General features: G+C 36.3%; 24 protein-coding genes and 4 pseudogenes. 6 read left to right on the plus strand and 22 right to left on the minus strand.

The genetic code is table 11. The features are described 5' to 3' along the window. The 4 genes from xerA to dprA all read right to left on the minus strand — a co-directional run bounded on the left by xerA (nucleotide 1) and on the right by dprA (nucleotide 5,277). On the minus strand, nucleotides 1-909 hold the full coding sequence (gene xerA, locus J6L97_RS05635; protein ID WP_005726225.1) for a site-specific tyrosine recombinase/integron integrase: 909 nt from the start codon (nucleotides 907-909) through the stop codon (nucleotides 1-3). Beyond that, entirely contained in the window at nucleotides 909-2,225 is a 1,317-nt protein-coding gene (gene trmFO / locus J6L97_RS05640) for a methylenetetrahydrofolate--tRNA-(uracil(54)-C(5))-methyltransferase (FADH(2)-oxidizing) TrmFO (RefSeq protein ID WP_057727018.1), read from the minus strand. The genes xerA and trmFO overlap by 1 nt, the downstream gene beginning before the upstream one ends. Nucleotides 2,226-2,247: 22 nt before the next feature. Then, complete coding sequence (gene topA / locus J6L97_RS05645) at nucleotides 2,248-4,359, minus strand: type I DNA topoisomerase (RefSeq protein ID WP_057727019.1); 2,112 nt, start codon at nucleotides 4,357-4,359, stop codon at nucleotides 2,248-2,250. Nucleotides 4,360-4,428: 69 nt separating this feature from the next. After that, a complete protein-coding gene (gene dprA / locus J6L97_RS05650) occupies nucleotides 4,429-5,277 on the minus strand; it encodes a DNA-processing protein DprA (protein ID WP_057727020.1) in 849 nt (282 codons plus the stop codon). A gap of 98 nt (nucleotides 5,278-5,375) precedes the next feature. On the opposite strand from dprA, the gene J6L97_RS05655 reads away from it, so the two are divergent. Further along, entirely contained in the window at nucleotides 5,376-6,410 is a 1,035-nt protein-coding gene (locus J6L97_RS05655) for an IS30 family transposase (RefSeq protein WP_123811765.1), read from the plus strand. 106 nt (nucleotides 6,411-6,516) lie between these two features. Here J6L97_RS05655 and J6L97_RS05660 read toward each other — a convergent pair whose 3' ends face one another. The 5 genes and pseudogenes from J6L97_RS05660 to J6L97_RS05680 form a co-directional block, all read right to left on the minus strand. After that, nucleotides 6,517-7,269, minus strand: a complete 753-nt coding sequence (locus J6L97_RS05660) for a ribonuclease HII (protein WP_054833030.1) — start codon at nucleotides 7,267-7,269, stop codon at nucleotides 6,517-6,519. Further along, on the minus strand, nucleotides 7,266-8,105 hold the full coding sequence (gene ylqF / locus J6L97_RS05665) for a ribosome biogenesis GTPase YlqF (RefSeq protein ID WP_057727025.1): 840 nt from the start codon (nucleotides 8,103-8,105) through the stop codon (nucleotides 7,266-7,268). Before ylqF ends, J6L97_RS05660 begins: the two co-directional genes overlap by 4 nt. 20 nt (nucleotides 8,106-8,125) lie before the next feature. Then, a pseudogene (locus J6L97_RS05670) lies at nucleotides 8,126-9,719 on the minus strand (cation:proton antiporter). Nucleotides 9,720-9,767: 48 nt separating this feature from the next. Beyond that, nucleotides 9,768-9,998, minus strand: coding sequence for a YozE family protein (locus tag J6L97_RS05675; protein WP_005722332.1), 231 nt, complete (start codon nucleotides 9,996-9,998; stop codon nucleotides 9,768-9,770). A 2-nt stretch (nucleotides 9,999-10,000) separates the two neighbouring features. After that, the gene (locus tag J6L97_RS05680) at nucleotides 10,001-10,852 is read right to left on the minus strand and encodes a DegV family protein (protein ID WP_005722333.1); all 852 of its coding nucleotides are present in this window, start codon (nucleotides 10,850-10,852) and stop codon (nucleotides 10,001-10,003) included. Nucleotides 10,853-10,965: 113 nt separating this feature from the next. Between J6L97_RS05680 and trhA the strand changes: the two genes are divergently transcribed. Continuing rightward, nucleotides 10,966-11,631, plus strand: a complete 666-nt coding sequence (gene trhA / locus J6L97_RS05685) for a PAQR family membrane homeostasis protein TrhA (protein WP_005720215.1) — start codon at nucleotides 10,966-10,968, stop codon at nucleotides 11,629-11,631. A gap of 36 nt (nucleotides 11,632-11,667) precedes the next feature. On the opposite strand, the gene J6L97_RS05690 is transcribed toward trhA, so the two are convergent. Then, the gene (locus J6L97_RS05690; RefSeq protein ID WP_057727024.1) at nucleotides 11,668-12,867 is read right to left on the minus strand and encodes a CCA tRNA nucleotidyltransferase; all 1,200 of its coding nucleotides are present in this window, start codon (nucleotides 12,865-12,867) and stop codon (nucleotides 11,668-11,670) included. Nucleotides 12,868-12,955: 88 nt separating this feature from the next. Here J6L97_RS05690 and J6L97_RS05695 point away from each other — a divergent pair. Continuing rightward, a pseudogene (locus tag J6L97_RS05695) lies at nucleotides 12,956-13,408 on the plus strand (YitT family protein); the annotation flags it as partial. Nucleotides 13,409-13,468: 60 nt separating this feature from the next. Here the strand turns inward: J6L97_RS05695 and J6L97_RS05700 are convergent. After that, complete coding sequence (locus tag J6L97_RS05700; RefSeq protein WP_005728142.1) at nucleotides 13,469-14,647, minus strand: IS256 family transposase; 1,179 nt, start codon at nucleotides 14,645-14,647, stop codon at nucleotides 13,469-13,471. 132 nt (nucleotides 14,648-14,779) lie between these two features. Here J6L97_RS05700 and J6L97_RS05705 point away from each other — a divergent pair. After that, a pseudogene (locus J6L97_RS05705) lies at nucleotides 14,780-15,220 on the plus strand (YitT family protein); the annotation flags it as partial. Between the two features lie 43 nt (nucleotides 15,221-15,263). Here the strand turns inward: J6L97_RS05705 and J6L97_RS05710 are convergent. After that, the gene (locus tag J6L97_RS05710; RefSeq protein WP_023488717.1) at nucleotides 15,264-15,764 is read right to left on the minus strand and encodes an SLAP domain-containing protein; all 501 of its coding nucleotides are present in this window, start codon (nucleotides 15,762-15,764) and stop codon (nucleotides 15,264-15,266) included. A 198-nt stretch (nucleotides 15,765-15,962) separates the two neighbouring features. Beyond that, a complete protein-coding gene (locus J6L97_RS05715; RefSeq protein WP_005728142.1) occupies nucleotides 15,963-17,141 on the minus strand; it encodes an IS256 family transposase in 1,179 nt (392 codons plus the stop codon). A 228-nt stretch (nucleotides 17,142-17,369) separates the two neighbouring features. Between J6L97_RS05715 and J6L97_RS05720 the strand changes: the two are divergent. Both J6L97_RS05720 and J6L97_RS05725 read left to right on the plus strand, forming a co-directional pair. Next, nucleotides 17,370-18,682: pseudogene (locus J6L97_RS05720) on the plus strand (APC family permease). Between the two features lie 285 nt (nucleotides 18,683-18,967). Beyond that, complete coding sequence (locus tag J6L97_RS05725) at nucleotides 18,968-19,783, plus strand: AAC(3) family N-acetyltransferase (protein ID WP_005720204.1); 816 nt, start codon at nucleotides 18,968-18,970, stop codon at nucleotides 19,781-19,783. Between the two features lie 41 nt (nucleotides 19,784-19,824). Here J6L97_RS05725 and J6L97_RS05730 read toward each other — a convergent pair whose 3' ends face one another. The 9 genes from J6L97_RS05730 to J6L97_RS05770 are packed head-to-tail and all read right to left on the minus strand — an operon-like array spanning nucleotide 19,825 to nucleotide 25,598. After that, on the minus strand, nucleotides 19,825-20,589 hold the full coding sequence (locus J6L97_RS05730) for a nucleoside phosphorylase (protein WP_057726933.1): 765 nt from the start codon (nucleotides 20,587-20,589) through the stop codon (nucleotides 19,825-19,827). Between the two features lie 31 nt (nucleotides 20,590-20,620). Further along, nucleotides 20,621-21,382 carry a nucleoside phosphorylase gene (locus J6L97_RS05735; RefSeq protein WP_013086307.1) on the minus strand — a complete coding sequence of 254 codons (762 nt, stop codon included), beginning with the start codon at nucleotides 21,380-21,382 and terminating at the stop codon, nucleotides 20,621-20,623. A gap of 49 nt (nucleotides 21,383-21,431) precedes the next feature. Then, nucleotides 21,432-21,932: a kinase gene (locus tag J6L97_RS05740; protein ID WP_057726938.1), complete on the minus strand. Its 501-nt coding sequence runs from the start codon at nucleotides 21,930-21,932 to the stop codon at nucleotides 21,432-21,434. A 25-nt stretch (nucleotides 21,933-21,957) separates the two neighbouring features. Next, entirely contained in the window at nucleotides 21,958-22,671 is a 714-nt protein-coding gene (locus J6L97_RS05745) for a coenzyme F420-0:L-glutamate ligase (protein ID WP_023488710.1), read from the minus strand. Nucleotides 22,672-22,673: 2 nt separating this feature from the next. Then, a complete protein-coding gene (locus J6L97_RS05750; RefSeq protein WP_057726934.1) occupies nucleotides 22,674-23,069 on the minus strand; it encodes a cytidine deaminase family protein in 396 nt (131 codons plus the stop codon). Continuing rightward, complete coding sequence (locus J6L97_RS05755) at nucleotides 23,029-23,841, minus strand: MFS transporter (RefSeq protein ID WP_081036431.1); 813 nt, start codon at nucleotides 23,839-23,841, stop codon at nucleotides 23,029-23,031. The genes J6L97_RS05750 and J6L97_RS05755 overlap by 41 nt, the downstream gene beginning before the upstream one ends. Continuing rightward, nucleotides 23,765-24,229 (minus strand): MFS transporter, encoded by a 465-nt coding sequence (locus tag J6L97_RS05760; RefSeq protein ID WP_081036432.1) that lies wholly within the window; start codon nucleotides 24,227-24,229, stop codon nucleotides 23,765-23,767. The genes J6L97_RS05755 and J6L97_RS05760 overlap by 77 nt, the downstream gene beginning before the upstream one ends. A 25-nt stretch (nucleotides 24,230-24,254) precedes the next feature. Beyond that, complete coding sequence (locus tag J6L97_RS05765) at nucleotides 24,255-25,037, minus strand: alpha/beta hydrolase (RefSeq protein WP_057726936.1); 783 nt, start codon at nucleotides 25,035-25,037, stop codon at nucleotides 24,255-24,257. 39 nt (nucleotides 25,038-25,076) lie between these two features. Continuing rightward, on the minus strand, nucleotides 25,077-25,598 hold the full coding sequence (locus J6L97_RS05770; protein ID WP_005729577.1) for a GNAT family N-acetyltransferase: 522 nt from the start codon (nucleotides 25,596-25,598) through the stop codon (nucleotides 25,077-25,079). Between the last annotated feature and the right edge of the window lie 95 nt (nucleotides 25,599-25,693).

The raw sequence follows: 25,693 nt of genomic DNA on the forward strand, positions 1-25,693 counted from the left end.
TCAACTTTCTTTATTACGAGGAAAATATTTTTGATAATCTGATTTTAAATGAGCCATTGTTACATGAGTATAGATTTGCGTTGCTGATAGACTACTGTGTCCTAATAACTCTTGGACACTTCGCAAATCTGCTCCATTATTAAGCATCGCGGTAGCAAAGCTATGTCGCAACTCATGTGGGTGTACTTTACCACTAATTCCTGCCTGATTAAAAGTTTTTTGCATTACAGTTTCAATTCCGCGGCTAGTAATGCCAGTTCCTTGATTATTTAAAAATACATGCTGTTCATCATCATTTTTAAGTAATAATGGACGTGCATTTTCTAAATAAGCAATCAAAGATTTTTTTGTTTTATCATCAAAAGCAACATAGCGGTCTTTATTTCCTTTACCGTGAACCAAAATTGTCTGTAAGTCTAAATCAAGTTGATTCAAAGTAAGATTACTAACCTCACTTACCCGCATTCCTGTCGCATAAAACAGTTCAAACATTGCCAAATTTCTCATCGTCAAAGGCTTATTTCCTTTCAATGAATCAAAAACCTGCTTTAATTCAGGCTGGTAAAAAAATTGCGGTAATTTTTTCTCACCACGGCGTAAAGTAATACCCTGAGTTGGATCGATTGCCACTAGTTTGCGGCGGGTTAAAAAACGGTAAAAAGAATGCAGGCTGGACATCTTGCGCAACTGACTACTACGGGCTAACTTGCGTTCTGCTAAATGTTGTAGATAAACCTGGATATCACGTTCTCTTACTTTAGTCCAACCTGGGAATCCACCATTTTCATGCCAAAACCTTTCCGCTTCATGCAAATCTGTTTGATAAGCTAAAACGGTTTTCGCACTATAATGACGCTCATTTTGTAAATATGATAAAAATTGATCTAACTCACTTTGCCTTTGGTTCATTAATCTAAAACTTCCGTCTTAAATTCATCTAAACTAGCAAGACCACGTTCACTGACCTTCTCATGGCGCTCACGCTTCTTGCGAATCTTCTTACCCTCTAGTGGAGGTAGCAAAGCAAAACTAGCATTCATTGGTTGGAAATGTTTAGCACTCGTAGTAGTTATGTAGTTAGCCATTGAGCCTAACGCAGTATCTTTTGGGAAAGCCACAGTATCTTTCCCCATAGCTTCACGTGCTGCATTAATTCCTGCTACTAAGCCACTACCTGCACTTTCTACATAGCCTTCAACACCTGTCATCTGGCCTGCAAAAAATAATCCAGGCTGCTCTTTTGCCTCGTAAGAAGCTGTCAAAACTTCTGGTGAAGCCATATAAGTATTACGATGCATTTTACCATAACGAACGAAACGTGCATTTTCTAAGCCTGGGATCATTGAAAATACTCGTTTTTGTTCACCAAATTTCAAATGAGTTTGGAAACCAACAATATTATACATTGAAGCTGCAGCATTATCTTGGCGCAACTGTACAACTGCATAAGGAGTTTTGCCTGTATGTGGATCTTCTAATCCTACTGGTTTAAGTGGACCAAAAAGCATTGTTTTAGCACCACGCGCTGCCATTACTTCAATTGGCATACACCCCTCAAAAACATCGCTATTTTCAAAACCATGTAATTGCGCAGTTTCAGCGTTAATTAATTCCTGACTAAACTTTTCATATTGCTCTTTAGTCATAGGACAATTCAAATATGCAGCTTCACCACGATCATAACGCGACTTTTTATAAACAATGTTCATATCAATCGAGTCAGCGGCCACAATCGGAGCTGCTGCATCAAAGAAATTTAAACTATCAGTTCCAGAAAATTTTTGAATCTGTCCAGCTAAAGCATCACTAGTTAACGGACCAGTTGCAATAATTGTAATCCCATCTTTCGGAATTTCAGTAACTTCTTCTTCGTGAACAGTTACATTCTCTAACCCACGCAAAGTGTCAGTTACGTATTTACTAAAACTATCACGATCAACGGCTAATGCTCCACCTGCAGGCACTTGAGTTTTGTCGGCAGCTTTCATGATCAATGAATCTAAATGGCGCATTTCTTCTTTTAAAAGACCTACAGCATTAGATAATTGATTTGATCTCATTGAATTGGTACAAACCAGTTCCGCAAATTCACCAGTTTCATGAGCTGGAGTCTCCTTTTTTGGTCGCATTTCATAAAGGTCAACATGAATACCACGCTTAGCTAATTGCCAAGTTGCTTCACTACCAGCAAGACCTGCACCAATAACTGTTACATTTTTTGGCATTTACTCACCTATATTTTCTATGTTAATTGTTTTTTTCGTTTTCACTGTCTTCACGATAATCACCGTTAGGACAAAGAATCACTGGACCTTTTTTAGAATGCTTTTCTACTAAAAAGTGGCCATCATTTGGACAATTTCTGCCAATTGGCTTGTCCCATGAGACAAAGTCGCATTCTGGATAACGAGAACAGCCGTAGAATTTACGATTTCTACGTGATTTCTTTTCGACAACCTGACCTTTGCCACATTTTGGACAAACTACACCGATTTCTTTAATGATTGGCTTAGTATTACGACAATCTGGGAAACGAGAACAAGCATAGAACTTGCCATAGCGTCCCATCTTAATCACCATTGGTGCACCACAAATATCACAATTAAAGCCAGCTGGCTCATCCTTGATTTGTACCTTTTCGATTTCACTATCAGCCTTATTTAATTCTTTCTTAAACGGTTGATAGTATTCGTCAACAACATGAACCCAATCCTTTTTACCATCTTCGACTTCATCCAATTCATTTTCAAGTCGGGCGGTGTAATCAACATCAGTAATATCTGGGAAGAAGCTTTCAATTAAACCATCAACAATTTCACCTAATTCAGTTGGTACAATTGAACGACCATCAAGTTTAACATAATAGCGGCGTTGAATTGTATCTATTGTAGGTGCATAAGTTGAAGGACGGCCCACGCCATTTTCTTCCAATGCGTGAACTAATGATGCTTCAGTATAGCGTGCTGGTGGTAACGTAAAGTGCTGTTTGTTATCGGACTTAGTCATCTTGACCTTGTCACCCTCTTCAAGATCAGGTAAGTCAACATTCTTTTCTTGTTGATTATCATAAACCTTGGTGAAACCAGCAAATTTCAATTTAGAACCAGTAGTTCTAAAAATCACACCATTTTGAACAATATCTGCACGAACAGTATCATAAACAGCTGGGGGCATTTCACTGGCCAAAAAACGTGACCAAATCAATTTGTATAAACGATATTGTTCCGTAGTTAGGACACTCTTTAATGACTCCGGTGTGCGATATACAGATGTTGGGCGAATGGCCTCGTGAGCATCTTGTGCGTCCTCTTGATTCTTAAAATGGCGTTGACTCTTAGCTGCAAATTCTGCACCATAATTTTCATGCAAAAACTTAGAAGCCTCTTGTTGGGCAACTGGTGATGTTCTCTTAGAGTCAGTTCTCATATAAGTAATCAAACCAACTGTTCCTTGCTTACCTAAAGAAATCCCTTCATATAATTGCTGAGCAATACTCATAGTTCTACGAGTACGATAACCTAAACGCTTATTGGCTTCTTGCTGCATTGTAGAAGTTGTAAATGGGGCTGCTGGCTGACGCCGACGTTGCCGAGCAACAACTTTATCTACTACAAAGTCCTTTTTCTTATCGATTTTAGCCAAAACATCCTTAACAGAATCGATATTAGGCAATTCTTTCTTTTTGCCATCAACACCATAAAAGGTAGATTTAAAAGTTTCTTTGCCCTTAGCAAATTCCGCATCAATTGACCAATATTCTTTTGGCTTAAAGTTCTTGATCTCCTTTTCACGATCAATCACTAATTTTAAGGCAACTGATTGTACACGTCCTGCAGATAAACCTTTTTTAACTTTGGCCCAAAGAATTGGTGAAAGTGAATACCCTACAATTCGATCAAGTACACGTCTTGCCTGTTGGGCATCAACCGTATCCATATCAATTGTCCGGGGATGCTTGAAGCTTTCTTTAACTGCATCCTTGGTAACTTCGTTAAAAGTTACTCTATTCTTGGCTTTTTCGTCAAGATTCAATGCGTGCGCTACGTGCCAAGCAATTGCTTCGCCTTCACGATCGGGGTCGGATGCTAAATAAACATCCTTGGCCTTCTTGGCTTCGCTTTTTAATTCTTTAATGGTATCGCCTTTACCACGAATGGAAATATACTTAGGCTTATAGTCGTCTTCAAAGTCGATTCCCATTTGTGACTTAGGCAAATCACGAATATGCCCCTTGGAAGCAATAACGTGATAGTTTCTTCCTAAATATTTTTCAATAGTCTTAGCTTTTGCAGGTGATTCCACAATGACTAAGGTCTTTTTACGTTTTTTTGTTGTTTTACTTTTCGCTTTAGTAGGCATTAACTGCCTCCTTAATTCTTATTTTATTTTATGGGTACAGTCCAAAAATAACTAATACTTTCTGAATTGTCAAATCTTTATCTTGTTAAATTTAAAATCAACAATTGGCGTAGCTCCTGCTTCAATTAATTGATTGGGACCTGCAGACAATGCATTAGTAATTGGTCCAGGTACTGCATAAATATCGCGATTTTCTTGTAACGCTAAATTAGCAGTAATCAGTGAACCCGACTTTTCTTTAGCCTCAGTAACGATTACGCTTTGACTTAAGCCGGCCAAGATACGGTTGCGTTCAGGAAAACGATACGGACGCGGTGGTGTATCAGGCAAATATTCACTAATCAATAGTCCCTTTTGCACAATCTCTTCTTGTAAAGCAAAATTTTGCATTGGATATGAAAAATTTAAACCATTGCCAATAACCGCAATTGTTTTTCCTTGGTTGAAAAGTGCAGCCTTATGAGCTAAGGCATCAACGCCTTTTGCTAAGCCACTTGCTACAACCTGACCAGATTGCACAATATTAGGTACCAAGCGATTAATAACATCTTGACTATACTTAGTCGGATAGCGTGAGCCAACAATTGTAATGATTTCTTTTTGCAGTAAAGAAATATTTCCTCGGGTAAACAATACCATAGGTGGTCGATAAATTTGACGTAGTTTTTCTGGATATGCTTCATCGAAAAAACTGATTACGTCACACTGCTGTTCAATTTGTTGTACCATTCGATCCAACTGATCATCCTGAAAAGCGCGATAGCATGCATCCATTAGCTCCTCAGTTAATTCAATTTGTTCTAATTCTTCAAATTCAATTTCTGTTTCATCAGTTAACTGATTAGCAATTGTCAGCAATTTAACATAACCAATCCCTTTTTGCAATTTTAATTTTAGTAGAAATTCTGTTTTTTTCATACCCGGATTTAAAATTGAAGTGCAACACCAAGTGTTAAACAAAAAGGCCATGAAGACCTAAACTTGAAGTGACGAAAAATCAAGAAAGGAAGATCTTCATGACCAATTCAAATTCTAGCATTTCTAAGCACTATCATCAATTAACCAGCGTACAACGTGGACAAATTCAAGCAATGCTGGATTCCGGCATAACTTCCCGTACTGTTATCGCTCAAGAAGTCGGCTGCCATAAGTCGACAATCAGTCGCGAAATCAAACGCGGAAGCGTCCTGCAAAGAGACAGCAGCTATTTATTGTATGAGCACTATTACGCTGATACTGCACAGCTTTATTATGAGAAGCGTCGCAAAAACTGCTATCAGCGCAATCCATTGAAGCATTATGCTGTCTTTTTGAGAATGCTCTCCAGACGCTTCAAAGCTAAATTTGATGCCACCAGCATCGATGAATTCGTTGGTGAATTCAAAAGGACTATGCCAGGCTACCCTTGTCCCAGCACACCAACTGTCTATCGCTATATTGATCAGGGCTTGCTGGACATAAGCAATATTGATCTGCCTATGAAGCTCAAAAGACGCAGGAACAAGCGTCATCACGGCCAGAGCGGTCATGCTTTGCACAAGAAGAATCTTGGCAATTCCATTGAACAGCGTCCTAAAGAGATTGAAGACAGAAAAACGCCGCTGCACTGGGAAGGAGATCTGGTTAAAGGCGTCAGACGCAAGAATCAGCCTGCTTTAATGACTTTGACCGAAAGAACCACACGCTTTGAAGTAGTTATCAAGATTCCTGACTATCGGGCAAGCACATGCCAAAGGCTGCTTCAAAATGAGATTGACAGACATCCTGCCTGGTTTAAATCGATCACGTTTGACAATGGCTCTGAGTTTGCGGATATGACCAAGATCAAAGGCTGCCAGATCTACTTCGCCCACCCATATTCTCCATGGGAAAGAGGCACCAATGAGAACTGCAATGGACTTCTGCGTCAATTCTTCCCTAAAGGCAAAAGCATGAAAGATAAGTCAGCTGCTTATGTTCAACAGGCAACTGATGCCATTAACCGCAAACATCGTCGAATCCTTCAATATCACACAGCAGAAGAACTCTTCAAGCAATATATTTCCTCATAGCCTAACTGTTGCACTTAATTTGACAATTCAGGTGTTTTTTTCATAAAAAAAGCCCTCCACTATTTATTACGCAAAAAGAGACCATTATTTTTTTATAAATTGAAATTTATTCAAAAAAATCACTGACTGGAGCAAATGTTTTGCGGTGAATTGGCGTAGGGCCATACTTTTTCAAGGCTTCAATGTGCTCCTTGGTGCCGTATCCTGCATTATGATGAAAGCAATATTGAGGGTATATTCTATCATAATCATCCATCAATTGATCTCGAAAGACCTTGGCCACAATTGAAGCTGCCGCAATTGAATTCGACTTAGCATCTCCCTTAATCAATTTAACTTGGGGTAGATTTACTGGCACATTCATTGCATCTACCAAAAGTGCATTCGGCTTAACATCAAGTGCTCGTACTGCTTGAGCCATCGCTTGACGGTCAGCTTCATAAATATTAATTTGATCGATTACCTCTGCACTTTTTACTCCAACACCAACACTAACTGCTTCCGCTAAAATTTTAGGATATAACTTAAATCGTTTCTCTGGGCTCAATTTCTTCGAGTCGTTTACATCTAATAAATCAAAATCTTGATCAATTATCACAGCAGCAGTTACTACCGGTCCAGCTAAAGGGCCACGTCCTACCTCATCAACACCCGCTACTAATTGTCCCTTTTCCCAGAACTTTTTTTCATAAGAAAAGCGACGCAAAAACTCTTCTTTTTTTGCTAGTAATTTTGCTTGACGCTTACGATAACTAACTAACAATTTTTGTACGCCGGCCCGCGGATCTGCCTCAAGTTCGTTAATTTGGGCTTCAGAGACCTCAGATTTCAACAGTTCTTTTATTTCTTTAATTGTCATGGTCTATCTAACGTAATCCTTCCGATTGCACCCTTACGCAATTTTTGTAACATAAATAATGAAAAACGATCATAATCATCACGCATGCCATATTTTTCAGTCATTGCCAAAAGCAAATCTGGATCAGCCATATCAGCAATTTGCTGTTCAGGTAATTTAGAAAATTTAAGCAGATCCTTAGCATAAAATTCACGTAAATTTTTCAAAACAAATAATGCTACATCATCTGCATGAAAAACACTATCCTTAATTGCACCGAAAGCAGCTAATTTATAACCAACTTCCTGATCAGAAAATTTAGGCCATAAAATCCCTGGTGTATCGAGCACTTGAATATTAGCATTTGTTTTCAGCCATCTTTGTCCCTTAGTTACACCTGGTTTGTTACCGACTTCAGCCACGTTCCGACCAACTAAACGATTAATCACCGTTGACTTGCCACAGTTAGGAATACCTGCCAAAGCAATTCTAATAGTAGGATTTGAGGCCCCTCGTGCTTCTAGCTTCTCTGTTTTAGCAGCTGCCGCCTTTTTTACTAAGGAAACCAACTTCTGCATATTAGTATTGTGCAAGGAGTCAAGTGCCAAAACATACTTATTATCTCCAGCTAATTCTGCTGCCCATGCCTTTGTTAAAACTGGATCAGCTAAATCAGCCTTATTTAAGATAATAATATGTGGTTTATTACCAACTAGTTCTTCAATCATTGGATTTCTTGAAGCTTGCGGAATTCGGGCATCAAGTACTTCCACCAAAACATCAATCAGTCCTAACTTATCTTCCAGTTGATTACGAGCCTTGTTCATATGCCCCGGATACCATTGAATTGTTGCCATATTATCTCTTCTTTCTAAAATTAATCATTTTCATCATCTAAGAACACCACTTCTGACATCAAAATCTGTCTATATAAAGCCAGAAAGCCTCAACGATATTCTCTCTTGTTGTGCAATTTTACCTAAATAGTCACGTTCTTGTCTAAAAGCATATCTATATACCTCAGCTCTAAATTCTTTCTGATCATCGGGCAATTCTTTTTGTTTAATTGTATACTTTATTTCCCTAGCAAAATCAACTATAGAAGTTTGATTCATTTGTGCTCTTAAATCGAATTCTAGTTGTTTTCGAATCTTTTTAGGTAAATAGATCTTTTTCATTTGATCCATAGCATACTCAATCATTGCCACACGAACTCGATCAACTTCCTTTCTCTGATCAAAATCAGGTATATCTTTGTCCAAGATCATGTGAAAAACAATTATTGGAACAATCATACTTAGTAAAATAAGCGTAATTTCACTCACCAAAATTAAATGGAAATCTGCTACATTAATGCGTAAATCATATAACGTATATGCCAAGGCAAAAGTAACTGCTCCATGAATGCCACCCAGACTAAAAACCAATGCTTCTTTATTACTCGTTTTTCCTTTAATAGAAGGGCTAAATCGATAATAAAAGTATCTAATAAGCAAATTAGCTAGGTATAAAATTATTCCGATCAAAATCGCATCAATTGTTTGTTGATTAAAAATGTCTTCCCTCATTGACCGAACAATGATGATTCCCAAAAGCAAAAAGACAATCCCATTTAAAATATCAATCAGAAGTTGCGATAATTGATTACTGTTATAAAAAATAAAGGCATTAGTAAGCCTGCTTCGCTCAGATTCAACGTTATGAATCAATCCGGCTGCAACGACTGCAATAATTCCAGAAACGTGAATTTCTTCTGCTAAAAAATATATTATTAACGGTGTCAAAAAGAATATGACTTCAACCGGCATTGCAACACCAGCAGATAAATGATATTTGGAGCGAAAACTTTCCTGACGCAAGAAAACTAATAAAGTAGCCACCAAAGCTCCTAGAAAAATACCTCCACCTGCAGAATATAAAAAATTACCTATTGCTTGTCCAATCCGTAATTCTTGATGCAAGTACCAATCAACTGCCATATTAAGCAAAATGATACCTGAAGCGTCATTAAACAAAGACTCATCTTTTAGGTAAAAAGCAATCTTCTTAGGCAGCTTCAATCCATGTGTTACAGATTCTGTTGCTGTAGCATCTGTTGGCATTGAAATTGCAGCCAGAATAAAAGCCAGTGGTAGAGAGACCCATACTAAAATAGATCCCGAATCCCGCAGTTATAGTTGCCAAGATAATCATAATAACCGTTAACCCAATATTGCACGCCACGAACGTAAAACATTATACAACCTAGTACGTTGTCCCTCAAAAAATAGTAATGGTGCTACAATCAAGCCCATAAATAATTCCGAGCTAAAGTCCTCAATTAATGAATTAGTTTGTGGTACTAGTGCAATAGCCGCTCCAATCGCCATTACAATGTAATTAACTGATATTCTCTTCAAAAAGCGTTGTTGAATAATCGTCGCAAATGCTACCGCAAAGACGATAAAACCAATAAAAATTACTACCTGCATTTTTCTACCCACTTAATAAAAAAGCCCAGGCATCTATCAGGCTTGGGCTTAATACATCATTTTGTCTTCATACATTCGATAAGCACGATCAAAAATTGACATACTTGGTAAATAACTAGCATTCAATTCCAAATAATCTGACAATTTCTCATAATCTTGTTCTTGCTTAGGAAAAGTCAGGTCATGCTGTGCATTATTCGCAAATTGAGCTACGTCATCAGCTGAATCTGCATCCCTTTGCGTCATTAAATATCGATAAAAACTTTCTCGGTAAGCCATAATTACTCCACATAATATAAGATCGCATAAGCGCCATTGCCAGCATGTGTTGCGATAATTGGACTTGTCTCTGCCACTAAAACATTAATTGCAGGATTGATTGCACGAATTTTTTCAGCTAATTCTTCCATTAATTCAGGTGTATCAACGTACGAAATGCCTACTTCTTTAATATGCTCTTTATTATCTGCGATTTCTTTTAACACTCGTTCATCAAAAGCACGTGTAAATTTCTTACCTCGTCCTTTTTTGGCTACGATTAACTTACCTTGTGGCATCTGAAGAGCGATTCTAATATTAAGCATAGTAGCAATTCGACCAGAAAGTGCACCTAAACGGCCACCCTTGATTAAGTTTTGTAAATTAACTACCATCATTTCCAGTTTTTGAGTACTACGAATCTTTTTAACATGATCAATAATCTCAGCCATGCTTTTACCAGCCTGAGCATCCTTAGCAGCAGCCAAAACTTGGAAGCCTTCTGCCCTGTCGGTTAGTTCAGAGTCAATAATTGTAACATTATCGCTTTGACCTGCAATTTCTGCAGCTTGACGAGCGGCATCTATCGTACCACTTAATGATTTAGCTAAGAAAATACCAATCACTTGACTGCCATCTGCAGTTAATTTTTTAATCACATCAACAAAACGGCCAATTGGTGGCTGACTAGTCTTAGGTAAGCTCTCCGCTTCGTTCATCTTCTTGACAAAATCACTTCTAGTGATATCAATCCCATCCACATATGACTTACCGTCGATGGTAATCGTCAATGGGACTACTGTAATGTCATATTTTTCAACTTCTTCTGGTGTTAATTGGACGGAAGAGTCCGTCATAACTTTTATCTTCGACAACGTATTCGCCTTCAATTCTAATTTGTTTACCCGATTTATGATAAAATGTAAGCAACATATATACTGTATTGTATCAAAAAACTATTAGAAGAAAAAAGGATTGATTACACTTCATGAAAATTAGCAAACTTTGGCAGCAACCAGAACAACGATCAGAAAGGTACTACCTTCTAGATAATATTTTTAGTGCCATAACTCATGGGATTGGTTTCGGACTAGCAGTTACCGGCTTAGTAATTTTAATTGTAAAGGCAGCTCATACAGGCAGCCCGATGCGAGTTGTTACTTTCACAATTTATGGCTCTTGCCTGGTACTGCTTTATTTATTTTCCACACTATATCACAGTTTAGTTTTTACACGGGCCAAAAATATTTTTCAAATTTTTGACCATTCTTCAATCTTTCTTTTGATTGCAGGATCTTATACTCCATATTCACTTGTTGCAATTGGTGGAGCCTGGGGTTGGACTTTATTTGGCTTGATCTGGGGCCTAACCATCTTTGGCATCATTTACTACATCTTCAATCGTGGTAAACACGTCATACTTGATACAATCCTCTATGTTGCTATGGGATGGTTAGTTATCTTGTCAGGATCTTATTTATATGTTCGCTTAAGTCCAACTGGATTCTGGCTATTAGTTAGTGGTGGCATTGCTTACACAATCGGCGCGATTCTGTTCAGTATGCGCAATGTTCCCTTTATCCATACTATCTGGCATTTATTTGTTATGCTCGGTTCAATCTTAATGTACTTTTCCGTTTTACTTTATGTTTAAAAAATGTAGCAGTTGAATTCTGCTACATTTTTCTTTCTATTCAATTGTAGTCAAATAGCTTTCAATCGCTTCTTGATTATTCTCAACTTCACCTGAAACAACTAACTCTCGAATTTTATTCAAAGTCTGCCCCAATTTTGCACCTGGTCGCATCCCGCGATCTATTAAAAATCTCCCATCAACGGCTAGTTCCGACGCTTTTTTAATAGGTAAAGCCATATAACGATCAACTAAAGCTTCTGAAGAAATTGGTTGACCAACAATATGAGCAACGTCAATCGTATTAATTAATGTCTCTTCCCCTGCTAAGAATAATTCATAATCACTAGGAGCATGACTAGAAAGTAAATCAAATAGATTAATAATTCTTTCGACTTGCTCAGTCATAGCATTAGAGTTTTTCCAGTCACGCATAAAACGATGAATTTGTTCATTCGGTAATTTCAATAGCAAAATTATCAGTGACCACAAACTATTTTCCATCGTTGGACTGAATTTTAACTGTGGGAAAATAGCTAGTTGATCTTTTTTTCCGCCAAAATCAGGTACATCTTCACTCAAATTTGTATCAAGAAAAACCTGAAAAGCTTGCCGAGCATGTGGTCCTAAACCTAATTTTACAAATTCTTCTCGAATTCGTTCAACTGAAATTTTTTTAAGTAATTTATGATTATCCTTAATTGCCTGTTGGGTCTTGCTTTCTAACTTAAATTCAAGTTGACTCATAAAACGTACGGCCCGCATCATTCGCAAAGCATCCTCGTGAAATCTTTTTTCTGGATCACCTACAGCACGAATAACATGGTTTTTGAGATCATCTAGTCCGTTAAATAAGTCAACAATTTGCCCTCGTGTATCCATTGCCAAAGCGTTAATCGTAAAGTCTCTACGCTTTAAATCTTCATCTAAGTTTTGAACAAATGTTACATGATCTGGACGACGAAAATCTTGATAACCCGATTCTGTTCTAAAAGTGGTAATCTCATAACTTTCACCACCATAAAGGACAGTCACCGTTCCATGTTTAATTCCTGTATCAATTGACTTATCAAATAACTCTTTTACCTCTTCTGGATAAGCACTAGTAGTAATGTCTACATCATGAACATGACGATGTAACAAAACATCGCGGACAGAACCACCCACAAAGTACGCTTCAAAGCCTGCATTTTCTAATATCTGTAACACGGGCATTGCCTCGGTAAAAATTTCTGGTAAATTATCTATCTTTATCATATTAAAATCTCAATTCTTATTGTCTTTATTATTACTTTTGCTATACACTTTGTTAAAATTGAGGAAAGACATAAAGGAGGTAATCATTATGCGTAAGATTGACAAAAGTATCTTAATTGATATCCTCATGATCGCGCTAGGCTGTGCTATTTACGCTTTAAGTCTAGACATGATTTCTGTCCCCAATAAACTAGCCGACGGCGGACTAAGTGGTATTTCACTTCTTCTGCGGCATTTTTGGGGCATCAACATGGGACTATCGACCCTTGTATTGAATATTCCACTAATTTTGTTAGGCTATCGCTTTATGGGCAAACGTCTTTTAGCCTATACAATCTGGGGAACGCTCAGTCTTTCCTTTTTCTTATGGTTTTGGCATTCAGTACCTATTATAAAACAATTAGATTTAGAACACGACCTCTTCCTTTCAGCAATTTCTGCTGGGTTATTGTCTGGAATCGGATTAGGGTTAGTATTTAGATATAATGGTACTTCCGGTGGAACTGATATTATTGCCCGAATCTGTCAGATAAAATTTGGAAACTGTCAAATCTTTTGTGTAAATAGATCTTTCTCGTAAATTGATTTTTTAATTATTTATTTAATCAAAGTAGGATTCTAAGGTGTCCTGAACCTGACCAAAGCCTTTATGAATTCGATTGAAATAACGGTCATTGTAGCTCATTGCCTGGATGCCAATAAATGCATCAAGCGACTGTTCAGTTGGAAATTCTGCCTTAGGCTTAGCTTTACGCTTGATGACGTTGTTAAAGGATTCAATCATATTGGTTGAATAAATTGAAGCTCTGATTTGTTTGGGATAATTGTAGAAGACTAGCAGATCGGGCTCAATTTCCTTCAAACCTTTGATGACATGGCTATAAGCTTTATTCCATTTGGCATAGAATTTGTGCAAGACAGCTGCAGCTTCTTTTTTGCTTGTCTGTTGATGTATCTGCTTGAATTCGTTCATGATCTTTTCACGATCGTCGACGCGTACTTTAGCGCAGATATTGCGCATGACATGAACCAGGCAGCGTTGAAAATGAGCTTTAGGATAAGTCCTGGCCAAGGCTGTTTTCATGCCAACAACACCATCAGAAAGAAAAAGCTCAACTTGCTTCAAGCCTCTGGACTTCATGTTTTGAAGCATCTCTGTCCAAACTTCAATGTTCTCACTAGGAGCAATGCAGTAGTCAATGACTTCCTTATGTCCATTAGGTTTAATGCCAATGGCAATATATACTGCTTCACGCTCAAACGTTTCTCGGCGCAAAGGAAGGTATGTCGCATCCAAATAGACACAGAAAAACTTGTCGCTTAGCTTGCGCTTGTGATAAGCCTCAATCTTGGGGAGCATCTGCTTGGAAATATTTGATACTTGAGCTGGACTATAATGACTGCCATACATTTTCTCAATCAAGTCAGCGATTTCTCTGGTAGTTACGCCTTTGGAGTATAGCTTGATAATCGTGCTTTCCAAAACATCAGAGTGCTGCTTGTAGTCAGGCAGCGTGTGCTGATGAAACTGACCGTTGCGGTCTCGAGGCACTTGCACTTCAATTGGTCCAAACTGGGTATCAACCTTGCGGAAATAAGCACCATTTCTAGAATTGCCAGTATTCCAGCCATTTCTGGCATAGGGATCATAGCCTAGAAAGGCAGTCAACTCAGCTTCTAGCAAGTTATTAACAGCCTGTTGTAGCTCTTTGCGCAATAAATCATTTATTTTGTCTGGATTGAATAGAGCTTGAGCAAAATCTTTGGTAAAATCATTCATGAAGGAGTTCTTCTTTCTGTATGTGTTTTTTTGTTCAAACCAATCATACGAGAAAGGAACTCCTTTTTCTAATGTTTAAAGAAATAAATTTAAGGAATCATTCATCCTTACACAAACTATTTTACAGTCTCAAAATTTGGTATTTCGTCTGGCAAAATGCTTTTAGCTTGTGATGCAATAGTACTCTTCGCATCCCTATCTTACTTAGACATCAAGCATATGCTATACACATTATTAGCTTCTTTTGTCTTATCCCGAGTAATGGATACCGTTCAGCAAGGTGCATACACAGCCCGTGGTTTATTAATTATCTCTGACAAATATGAACAAATTGGCAAGATGATTGATTTAAAACTAAATCGTGGTTTCACATATCTAAAAGCTTTAGGTGGCTATCAACAAAATGAAAAACGTGTAATTTATGTTGTAGTCGCACCGCGGGAAATTCCATCAATCAAAGCTTTAATCAAGCAAGAAGATCCACATGCTTTTGTTTCAATAATTGAGGTAAATGAGGCAATGGGAGAAGGATTTACTTATAAAAAACCACATCGCTTTTTCATCCACAAGTAAAAAGCTATACCATGATGCATTTCATGATATAGCTTTTCTTTTACTAATAATTAATAATTACAGTCAATACGTTATTAGCTTTAACGTATTCGTTTTCTCCAATTTGAATGAATGGCCGTTCATCAATTTCTTTATGGCCAAGATTTTTAACTTTAGAGCCTTGTTTAACAAACTTACCTGGAATTGGCTGACCATTTTTATCATAAACATATGATGGATGCTTAATGCGGTTAATTGTCTCGGCTGTGTCCTTAATGTATGGTAAAAATGCCCCTTCCTTAACGAATTTATTCTTACCAATCTTCACAAAATTATTGCCATTAATTGATTTAATGCCTAGGATCTTGTAAACACGGCCCTTTTTTAAATGTCCAACTTTTTCTCCTTTGCGGTTAAAAATCGTTGCTTTTCTAGTCAAGTTTAACTTTTTACCCTGACGAATCGGATTAGTTAGAGCTGCGTTAACTGTCTGAGCAGTCATCGCACCTAAACTTAAGGAGGCTAAGACTACTCCTGCCATATACATAATTTTTTTGTTCATCATGATCTCATCCCCTAATCATTACTTAATCTTCTTACTTATATTTTAACAAAAAATGCAGAGGTTATACACTTTTCTCTATTTTTATTTATGGGATGAATAACACTTATTCTTTGCAATCTTTCATGGCAAGAACTAAGAAACTGTCAAATCTTTTGTGTAAATAGATCTTTCTCGTAAATTGATTTTTTAATTATTTATTTAATCAAAGTAGGATTCTAAGGTGTCCTGAACCTGACCAAAGCCTTTATGAATTCGATTGAAATAACGGTCATTGTAGCTCATTGCCTGGATGCCAATAAATGCATCAAGCGACTGTTCAGTTGGAAATTCTGCCTTAGGCTTAGCTTTACGCTTGATGACGTTGTTAAAGGATTCAATCATATTGGTTGAATAAATTGAAGCTCTGATTTGTTTGGGATAATTGTAGAAGACTAGCAGATCGGGCTCAATTTCCTTCAAACCTTTGATGACATGGCTATAAGCTTTATTCCATTTGGCATAGAATTTGTGCAAGACAGCTGCAGCTTCTTTTTTGCTTGTCTGTTGATGTATCTGCTTGAATTCGTTCATGATCTTTTCACGATCGTCGACGCGTACTTTAGCGCAGATATTGCGCATGACATGAACCAGGCAGCGTTGAAAATGAGCTTTAGGATAAGTCCTGGCCAAGGCTGTTTTCATGCCAACAACACCATCAGAAAGAAAAAGCTCAACTTGCTTCAAGCCTCTGGACTTCATGTTTTGAAGCATCTCTGTCCAAACTTCAATGTTCTCACTAGGAGCAATGCAGTAGTCAATGACTTCCTTATGTCCATTAGGTTTAATGCCAATGGCAATATATACTGCTTCACGCTCAAACGTTTCTCGGCGCAAAGGAAGGTATGTCGCATCCAAATAGACACAGAAAAACTTGTCGCTTAGCTTGCGCTTGTGATAAGCCTCAATCTTGGGGAGCATCTGCTTGGAAATATTTGATACTTGAGCTGGACTATAATGACTGCCATACATTTTCTCAATCAAGTCAGCGATTTCTCTGGTAGTTACGCCTTTGGAGTATAGCTTGATAATCGTGCTTTCCAAAACATCAGAGTGCTGCTTGTAGTCAGGCAGCGTGTGCTGATGAAACTGACCGTTGCGGTCTCGAGGCACTTGCACTTCAATTGGTCCAAACTGGGTATCAACCTTGCGGAAATAAGCACCATTTCTAGAATTGCCAGTATTCCAGCCATTTCTGGCATAGGGATCATAGCCTAGAAAGGCAGTCAACTCAGCTTCTAGCAAGTTATTAACAGCCTGTTGTAGCTCTTTGCGCAATAAATCATTTATTTTGTCTGGATTGAATAGAGCTTGAGCAAAATCTTTGGTAAAATCATTCATGAAGGAGTTCTTCTTTCTGTATGTGTTTTTTTGTTCAAACCAATCATACGAGAAAGGAACTCCTTTTTCTAATGTTTAAAGAAATAAATTTAAGGAATCATTCATCCTTACACAAACTATTTTACAGTCTCAGAACTAATCTTAGCTTGTAAGCGTTTGTCAATATTAAGCAATCAAGAGGGTGAAAACAATGCCAAAAAAACAGTTACTCCCAAGAAGCTTTCGTTCATGTCTATTTACTTCTTGGGAATTAATGGGGTAATTGGGTCCGGTGCCTTTTTACTACCTCAAACAATCTATAAAGATATGAACTTGATGAGTGTTTTCGTAACAATTTGTGCTGCTCTTACAGTAAGTATGGTTGCTCTTTGTTATGCTGACTTGTCAAGTCGTTTTACTGGATCAGGCGCAGCTTGGCTTTATTCATATCACGCCTTTGGGCGATTTACTGGCTACGAACTTGGAATATATACTTGGTTTTTATGATGCTGTACATATGCGGCAGAAATAGTAGCTTTGTTAACTATTTTAAAGACTTTGTCCCCTGTTTTTAGTAATCACGCTGTTTACTACGGGATAGCTATTGGAATAATTGTGCTGTTTACGATTATTAACTTATTTGGTCGGACAATTGTAAAATTAGTCGATAACTTATCCTCTGCTGCCAAAATGATTACTATTCTGATTTTTATCATCATTGGTGCCTTTTTTATTCATAAAATGAACTTTACACCTGTGATTCCTAAAGCAGCAACCTTAGAGGTGTTGGCCCTTACTTCAAACATTTTGGTGCTGCATTTAGTGTAGTATTTTACATGTTTACTGGATTCTCCTTTATTCCAATTGCTGCAAAACAGATGAATAATCCAGAGAAAAATATTCCCAAAGTATTGATCTCAGTGATGATCACTGTGACTATTTTATATGCATTAATGATGTTAGTAGCTATCGGGATTTTAGGATCCAAGATGGTTAATTACAGTACGCCTATTGCTGTAGCTTTTCAAAAGGCCGTTGGTGATTGGGGCTACGTTCTAGTAATTGCAGGGATGCTGATTAGTGTTATCGGCGTTGCTTTTGCAGGATCTTTCAATACTCCATCGTTGATTGCTTCTCTTGCTAATGAGCACGCAATGTTACCTAAATGGATTGGAAAAAAGAACAAGCATGATGCTGCTTGGGTGGCCATTTTACTTAGCGCTATCATCACCATGATTTTAATCACACAATCATACCTCTTCTTGGTATCCTGCATTGTATTGGCTTCATTTATTCAATATGTACCATCTATCTTAGCAGTAATCAAATTCAAGCATACTAATGAATTTCCAAATAACGGTTTTAAACTCCCATTCAGCTATGTTATTCCAGCTTTGGCATTAATTATTTCATGCTACATGGTAACCAATTTCACTTGGAAAACTATTTTGGTCGGAGTAGTCGTAGGGGTATTAGCCGCAGTAGCTTACTTCTTCATTGAAAAAGATGAAAAAGTTGAAGAAAAGCATCAAAAGTATTTGTCAAAAATGCGCAATAAATAATTTTCAAGTTATAAGGACGATGACTATCGAATATCGCCCTTATTTTTTTGATCAATTAAGACTTTTTAGTCTGCTTTTAAATCTATTTTTCAACTTATACATTATGAAAGCCCATCTCCTCTCATAATATTTAGTGCTAAACTGTTAGATAGATTAGTATTAGAAAAGAGCAACAACAAATGAGTAATCATAAAGCTAAAATAAATAACGCTGAAATTAAAACTAGAGTACCCCGCTTCAGACCAAGCCAGTAAAAAACTTAAGTTAACACAAAAGGAAAAACATATGTCTGAAGAGATAATTAACACAGTCACAACAAAAAATGATTTTAAGAGTGCATTGAGAAATGCGGGTATTAAAGATGATGATACCGTATTAGTTCATACTGCACTAAGTAAATTCTATTACGTTCCTAATGGTCCAGAAACCATTGTCGAAGCCTTAAAAGAAGCTGTGCCTAATGGAACAATAATGATGCCCTCACAAGTTTCCACGAATTGTGATCCAGCCACTTGGGAATATCCACCAGTACAAAAATCTTTGATTCAAGTAGTTAAGGATGCTATGCCACCTTATAATCCTACAACATCAATGACAGAAGGCTTAGGGGTTACGCCAGAGTATTTCAGAACTTTGCCAGATGTTGTTCGAAGTACCCATCCTTACTTGCCAATTGCTATTTGGGGCAAAAACAAAGTAAAGATTGCACAGAATCAACCTTTAAATATTCCTTATGGAATTGACAGTCCTTTAGATTATTTGTACCAGAATAATGGCAAAACTATCTTTTTAGGAACTGATTATGAAACGTGTACAGTTTTGCACTATGCAGAATCCACAATTGGTAGAAAAACCGAAACATGTTCTGCTGCAACTAGTCTGGATGAAAGCGGCAAAACTATTTGGACTGAATATCAAAATATTGATATGGATTCATATGATGACTTTAATGAATTAGGGACAGAGTTTGAAGCAAAGCATCCCTCTGCTATCAAAAAGGTTAAGTTAAACAATGGTGTCATCAAAGCAATAAATGTAAAACCGCTAATTGATTTTGCTAGAAAATGGTTTATAAAAAAAGACAATAATCATTCAATTTAATAATAAAAGGAAGAAGTCACTTTCAACTTCTTCCTTTTTCTTTATTTAATCTTTGTTAAAACCTTTGCACCTATATTTAAACCTACACTATGCGATTTACCGCCCCAATCACGTTCATCATAATTATCCATATCAGCTAAAGTATCTGCAGTGAAAAGAAATTGTGCAAAATCAATCTTTCTAAACTGAGCACATGCTGCTAAAGCTGCACATTCCATTTCTACAGTTGACGCACCTAACTGACAAAATTGTGCCACTTTTTTAGGCGTTTCTCTAAAGAAACCATCTGTTGTCCAAGTCGTTATCTCGTCATATTCTATATTTAGCTCAACTAAAATCTTTTCTACTTCCTTCAAAAATATAGAATCTAGTTCCACAAGTTGTCCAGGATTCATATAGTGAAAAGATGTCCCTTCATCTCGAATTGCACGTGTTGGAAGTAGCATCGCATTTTCAGGTAAATCTACTAAGGCACCTGCTGTTCCAATGGTTAACACCTTTTCTACTCCATAAGCAATTAGCCATTCAAGCAACTGTACAGCTGCCGGTGCTCCCAAGGGCGCTTGACACAAAGTGAAAAATTCGTTATTAATTTGAACTTCATAAATTTTAGGATTAAAAGAACATGACTCAAATTCACCTAAAGTACGATGAAAATGGTGATCTAAAAATGCATTAATTTCTTTTTCCGGCACGAATGCGTAAAGCAATCTTGGATGAAACTGAAATGGCTCTTGATCATGATTTGGTTCAAGAACTGCATGCTTATTTTTGTCAAAGTCTAAAATGAATGGTTGTTTGTTCATATTTTACACTCCATTTTTAGTTGAAATATTATCATAAACTCGCTAATACCTGAGATCCAATATTCAAGCTAACGCTATATGAATCATGGCCCCAGTTACGTTTATCATAGTTATCCATATCAGCTAAACTATCGGCAGTAAACAAAATTTGTGCAAAACTTATATTTCTAAATTCTGCACAAGCAGCTAAAGCTGAGCACTCCATTTCTACAGTTTTTGCACCTAGTTTTTTAGCTTGCAAAACTTGATTAGGTGTTTCTCTAAAAAATCCATCTGTTGTCCAAGTTGTTCCCTTTTCATATTGGAAACCTAAATTTTTTATTTCATTCTCAACTCTTCTTACAAAATTTTTATCTAATGCAATAATCTTACTTGGTTCTTTGTAGTAAAAAGATGTCCCCTCTCCGCGAATCGCTTCTTGAGGGACAAACATCGTGTTTTCAGGTAGATTATCCAAAGCTCCTGCGTTTCCAACAGATAAAACTTGTTTAACTCCGTAGTTAATCAACCAATCCAAAAATTTAGTTGAAGCTGATGCTCCTACTGGAGCTTGACACAAAGTGATTAATTGGTTATTGATTTTCACTTCATATACTTTTGGTCTAAACGAAACAGTTTTAAATTTACCTAAAGTCTTATGAGAGTGTTTATCTAAAAAAGATTTAATCTCATCATCTGGAACAAACGCAAAAAGTAATTTTTCATGAAACTTATACTGTAAATTTTCGACTCCAGGCTCTATTACAGCTTTTTTATTTAAATCAAAGTCTAAAATAAATGGTTCTTCATTCATGTATACCCTCTCCCTTAAATATCCTCATTAAAACAGTCTCGAACCATCGCTAGTCCTCTACTTGAATATCATTCATCACAATTTCAACTTCATCGTCTAAATTCATCTGACTAGTAAAAGCATACTCGGGAATAAAACCAAGATAATCTTTTTCATTCCACCATGAGCGCATTTTTTCTTCACCAAAAGAATGTTCATGACGAGTTTTATGGCGTTTCATTGTTTCTTCAAACGGAATATCAAAATAATAGGCATAAATTTGATCACCAAAAAGCTGCTGAGATTTTTTGAATAAATCAGCATACCATTTCGCATTCAAGATACCTTCTAAAATAGTGTAAGAACAGTGATGATAACCATACTCAAGCAAGTTTTCTAATAATGGCAAAGCAAATGTCTTTTCTCCGTCTTTAACATTCAGCATTTCTCTTCTAACTGTATCTTGTGGAATCAATAGTGTATTGTGTGGCAATCGACGATGAATTTCTTTAGACAGTGTAGTTTTGCCACTGCCAGAGTTTCCTCGAATTATAATTAATTTTGATGTCATCATAGAAATCTTCACTTTCTTAAAACTAGTTCACTGCATCCCTAATTGTTGCAAACTTATCAAATGTATAATCTATACCATGAATTTTAACAATAGGCAGCATTTTCCCTTTTTGCCCCATCAATAATCCTGCAGAGGCGGCTAACATGTCACAGATAGTTTCAACATTAGTTTTATCTTCATGCTGACTTTTTCTTAAACCAGAAATACCATACAATCCAACTGCTACTTGAGTGGCACCCTTTTTATCAATTCTTCCATCACTATCGGTAATTATGATAGCTACTCTGACTTTTAATTGATTAAAAATATCATCACTAATTCTCTTAGCAATTTCATCACAATTTTTAGGTAAAACTATTGCAGTACCAGCATCAATTTTATCTACACCTGCACTAGTTAAAAACAAACCATTCGGCAGCCACCCGCCAATAAAGTTCTTAGATGTCTGCAGCTTCTTACCACTCTTATCACTGGTTTGATCAATGATAATTTGAATTAATCTTGGATCTTTTCGGGGTATTTGCTGATGCAAACGTAAGGCTAATTGACTTGGACTAATAGAATTTAAGTCAACAAACAGACCTTCAGATTTAGAAATCAACTTAGAAGCAATACATAAAACATCATTATTATGTATAGTAAAAGCTTCTTTTTGAATTGTTTTAATTATTTCTGCACTTAAATTGCACTTTTTCTCTATCTTTGGAAAATTATGCAATGCTTCAATTGTAATCATGACTATAACCACCAATCAGGAGTTAATTCACCAAGAGTAACAATTTTTTCATTTTCATAATCAAGCATTACTTCAACATCTTGATAGTGTCCCTCCATCAATTGCGCCATAAATTCACGGCAGGCTCCGCATGGTGCACCAGTTTTACCATCTGGCATAATTGCCAATACGCGTGTGATATTTGACTCACCATTAGTAACCATATTAAAAAGTGCATTGCGTTCAGCGCATACTCCTAAAGTACTCGCAGTATCAACACAAACCCCGGTATAGGTTCTACCTGAATCAGATAAGACTGCAGCTGCAACTCCACCAGCTTCCATATGGCTTGATATTTCACGAAATCCTTGAACTGCTTTAGCTTTTTGATACATTTTTTGCCATGTTTTGTCTAACATCTTTGTTCTCCTTTATTAATGGTATGGTTAATAAAACAATTCCAAAATATATTGCTGATACAAAGAACATCACATTTAGATTTTCAAATACTTTCATAATGCTATTACTTATGAACAATGAAACACTAACCAAGATCTCTGCAATAAATGAAATAGTCGAAAGCATAGTTGACTTATTGCTTTTTCCATAAATAGCCTCATTACTAGTAGCTGAAATTTGTCCCGACATCATTCCCATCAATAGTTCAATTAATAGAAAAAGACAAAACAGTATATATTTATTTTCTAGAGTTCCACTTAATACAAATGCACCAATCATGCACACAGTATTCAATAAAGTAAGATTCTTTGAATTAACAGAAGTAGAAATTTTACTAAATAAAACTGATCCTAGAATTAATGCACACATAAATAACGTGTAAACCAGCGAAAGATTAAAACCCAATTTTTCAACATAAATAATTGACCAATAGATAAGGATAAATTGCGTTCCACAATCATAACTCACATTTAGCAACAATAATATCCAGAAGTTTCTTTTCCTAAAAAAACTAACAATATTTTTAGCGCTACATTCAACTTGTTTTTTATTAGAAGCTCTATTATCTGAAAAGGATAGGATACTTATCATAAACCAAATAAGGGCTGGATATAACACAAGTCCAAGCATTGCGAACCATATCAGTGCAGTATCTTTAATTCCAAATAGCCCAGTCCCAATATTTCCACCGATTAATGTGGTTAAATTCAAAATAATTACTTGCATCCCCATTAGTTTGCTCCTGTAAGTCAGTTACATAGGCAAGTAAAGTACCTGAATTAAGTGCTAAGCCAATACTATATAAAAGCTCTGCCGTTGAAAAGAAAAAGAAGTTTCTAAAAAGAATTAGAATGAAAAAACTCGTGGCAATAACTGAAGATGACAGAGCTAGAACTTTCAATCTTCCAATTTTATCTGCCAAATATCCAGCTGGAAGGAGTCCAAACATAATACCGATATTTTGAAAAGATTTTATTGAACCAATATTTGCATCCGGGATTCCATTTTTAGCATAAAATAATGAAAAAATTCCTGACATTGATGATCGGAAAAGTGTAAAAACTGCTGTAAAAACTAAAAATAAAATTGCAATTTTAAAACTTACACTCTTTAATCTCATGACCATCAACTCCTATTGTTTTTTCTTAAAAATCTATAACTTCTTCAACTATTTCTGCAATTTTCTTTGGATATTCAAAATGAATATAATGTGAATCACCCATAACTACAACTTTAGATTGCGAATTATTTGAAACGTATTCTGACCGCATATATTCATTTTCACGATACTTCTCTGTAATAACAACACTTGGTGTTCTATCACTTATCCTGGTAGTATTTTTCCAAAACGAATCATTTTCGTAGGCTGCTTGTGCTTTTAAATTATCCTTTTCATCAAATTTCTTCGCATTTTGCTCTGTAGTTGTCCAAAACTTTTTATTTTCTTCTGGAGTAAAAATTTCTCTAAGATCAGCTTCAATTTTTTCTTGAAGTTTTGCCATGTTTTTATTTTTCTCAATATAAGCTGGTTCCTTTGGAGGATTTAACATGATTTCTCTAGTAGTTGGCTCAATTCCTACAAAAGCCTTCAAATTATTGATTTTATCTTTCATTTGCATAGCATACACACCGCCAATGCTATGAGCCAAAATTATAACTTTTTTTGCATTAAAATCGTTAATAATTTTAGCTAATTTAGTAGCTTCGTCTGATACTGTATAGTCCTTTAAAGACTTGCCACTAAAGCCACTATTCAAATAATCTGATGCAAAATAGCCATACTTATTGGGCAAAGCTTCAATTACTTTTGAAAAAGATTGTGCTGTATCAAAACTACCAAAGCCATTCAAAAAAACAACTAATGGATCTCCCTTTCGATAGGCAAAATTAATCTTGCCTAATTCAGTTTCAATATCGCTTCTTTGCATAAATTTCTCCCTTTATTAAAACTTTGAAGTCGTTATATTTTAATTATTTCTTAGCACAAATACCTTATGCCCATTTTCATCATCTTTTAAATACACGAAACTACTTCGCTTAGCTACATTCTGACTAGCGGAATTCTTAGGATGAGTTCTTAAAATCAAATAATCAAGCTTCAACTGTTCAAATGCGTATTTCTTAAGAAATTCGACAGATTCAGTCATAATTCCTAAATGTTGAAAATCATTAGAAAGCCAATATCCTACTTCGCCAGATTCATGATTCAAATTATGTAAGTCAATCATGCCAGCTGGCTGTCCATCAACTAAAATAACTAGGTTGAATGCTGTACCATCAACCATTTTTTGTTGAAACATTTTAATTGAATCGGCTTCTTTTTGAACAGAATCAATTTTGTTGGCCCAAACTAACCACTTAGAAAACTCAGTAAGATTTTTTTGAAGTTGATCAAATAAGTCTTTTGCTTGCCAAGTCTCTGGAAGAACTAATTCGATTTCTTTATTTTTAGTTAGAAATTTATGTAAAACAAAAGCAGTATGACACATTTCGAGTATCTCCTTTCCTCCAAAATACGTTGTATTAAATATTACTTAAATAAATTTAATATTTCAAGAGGATATTTATAATATTTTCACACGTA

The organism is Lactobacillus crispatus (assembly GCF_018987235.1).
GTDB lineage: Bacteria > Bacillota > Bacilli > Lactobacillales > Lactobacillaceae > Lactobacillus > Lactobacillus crispatus.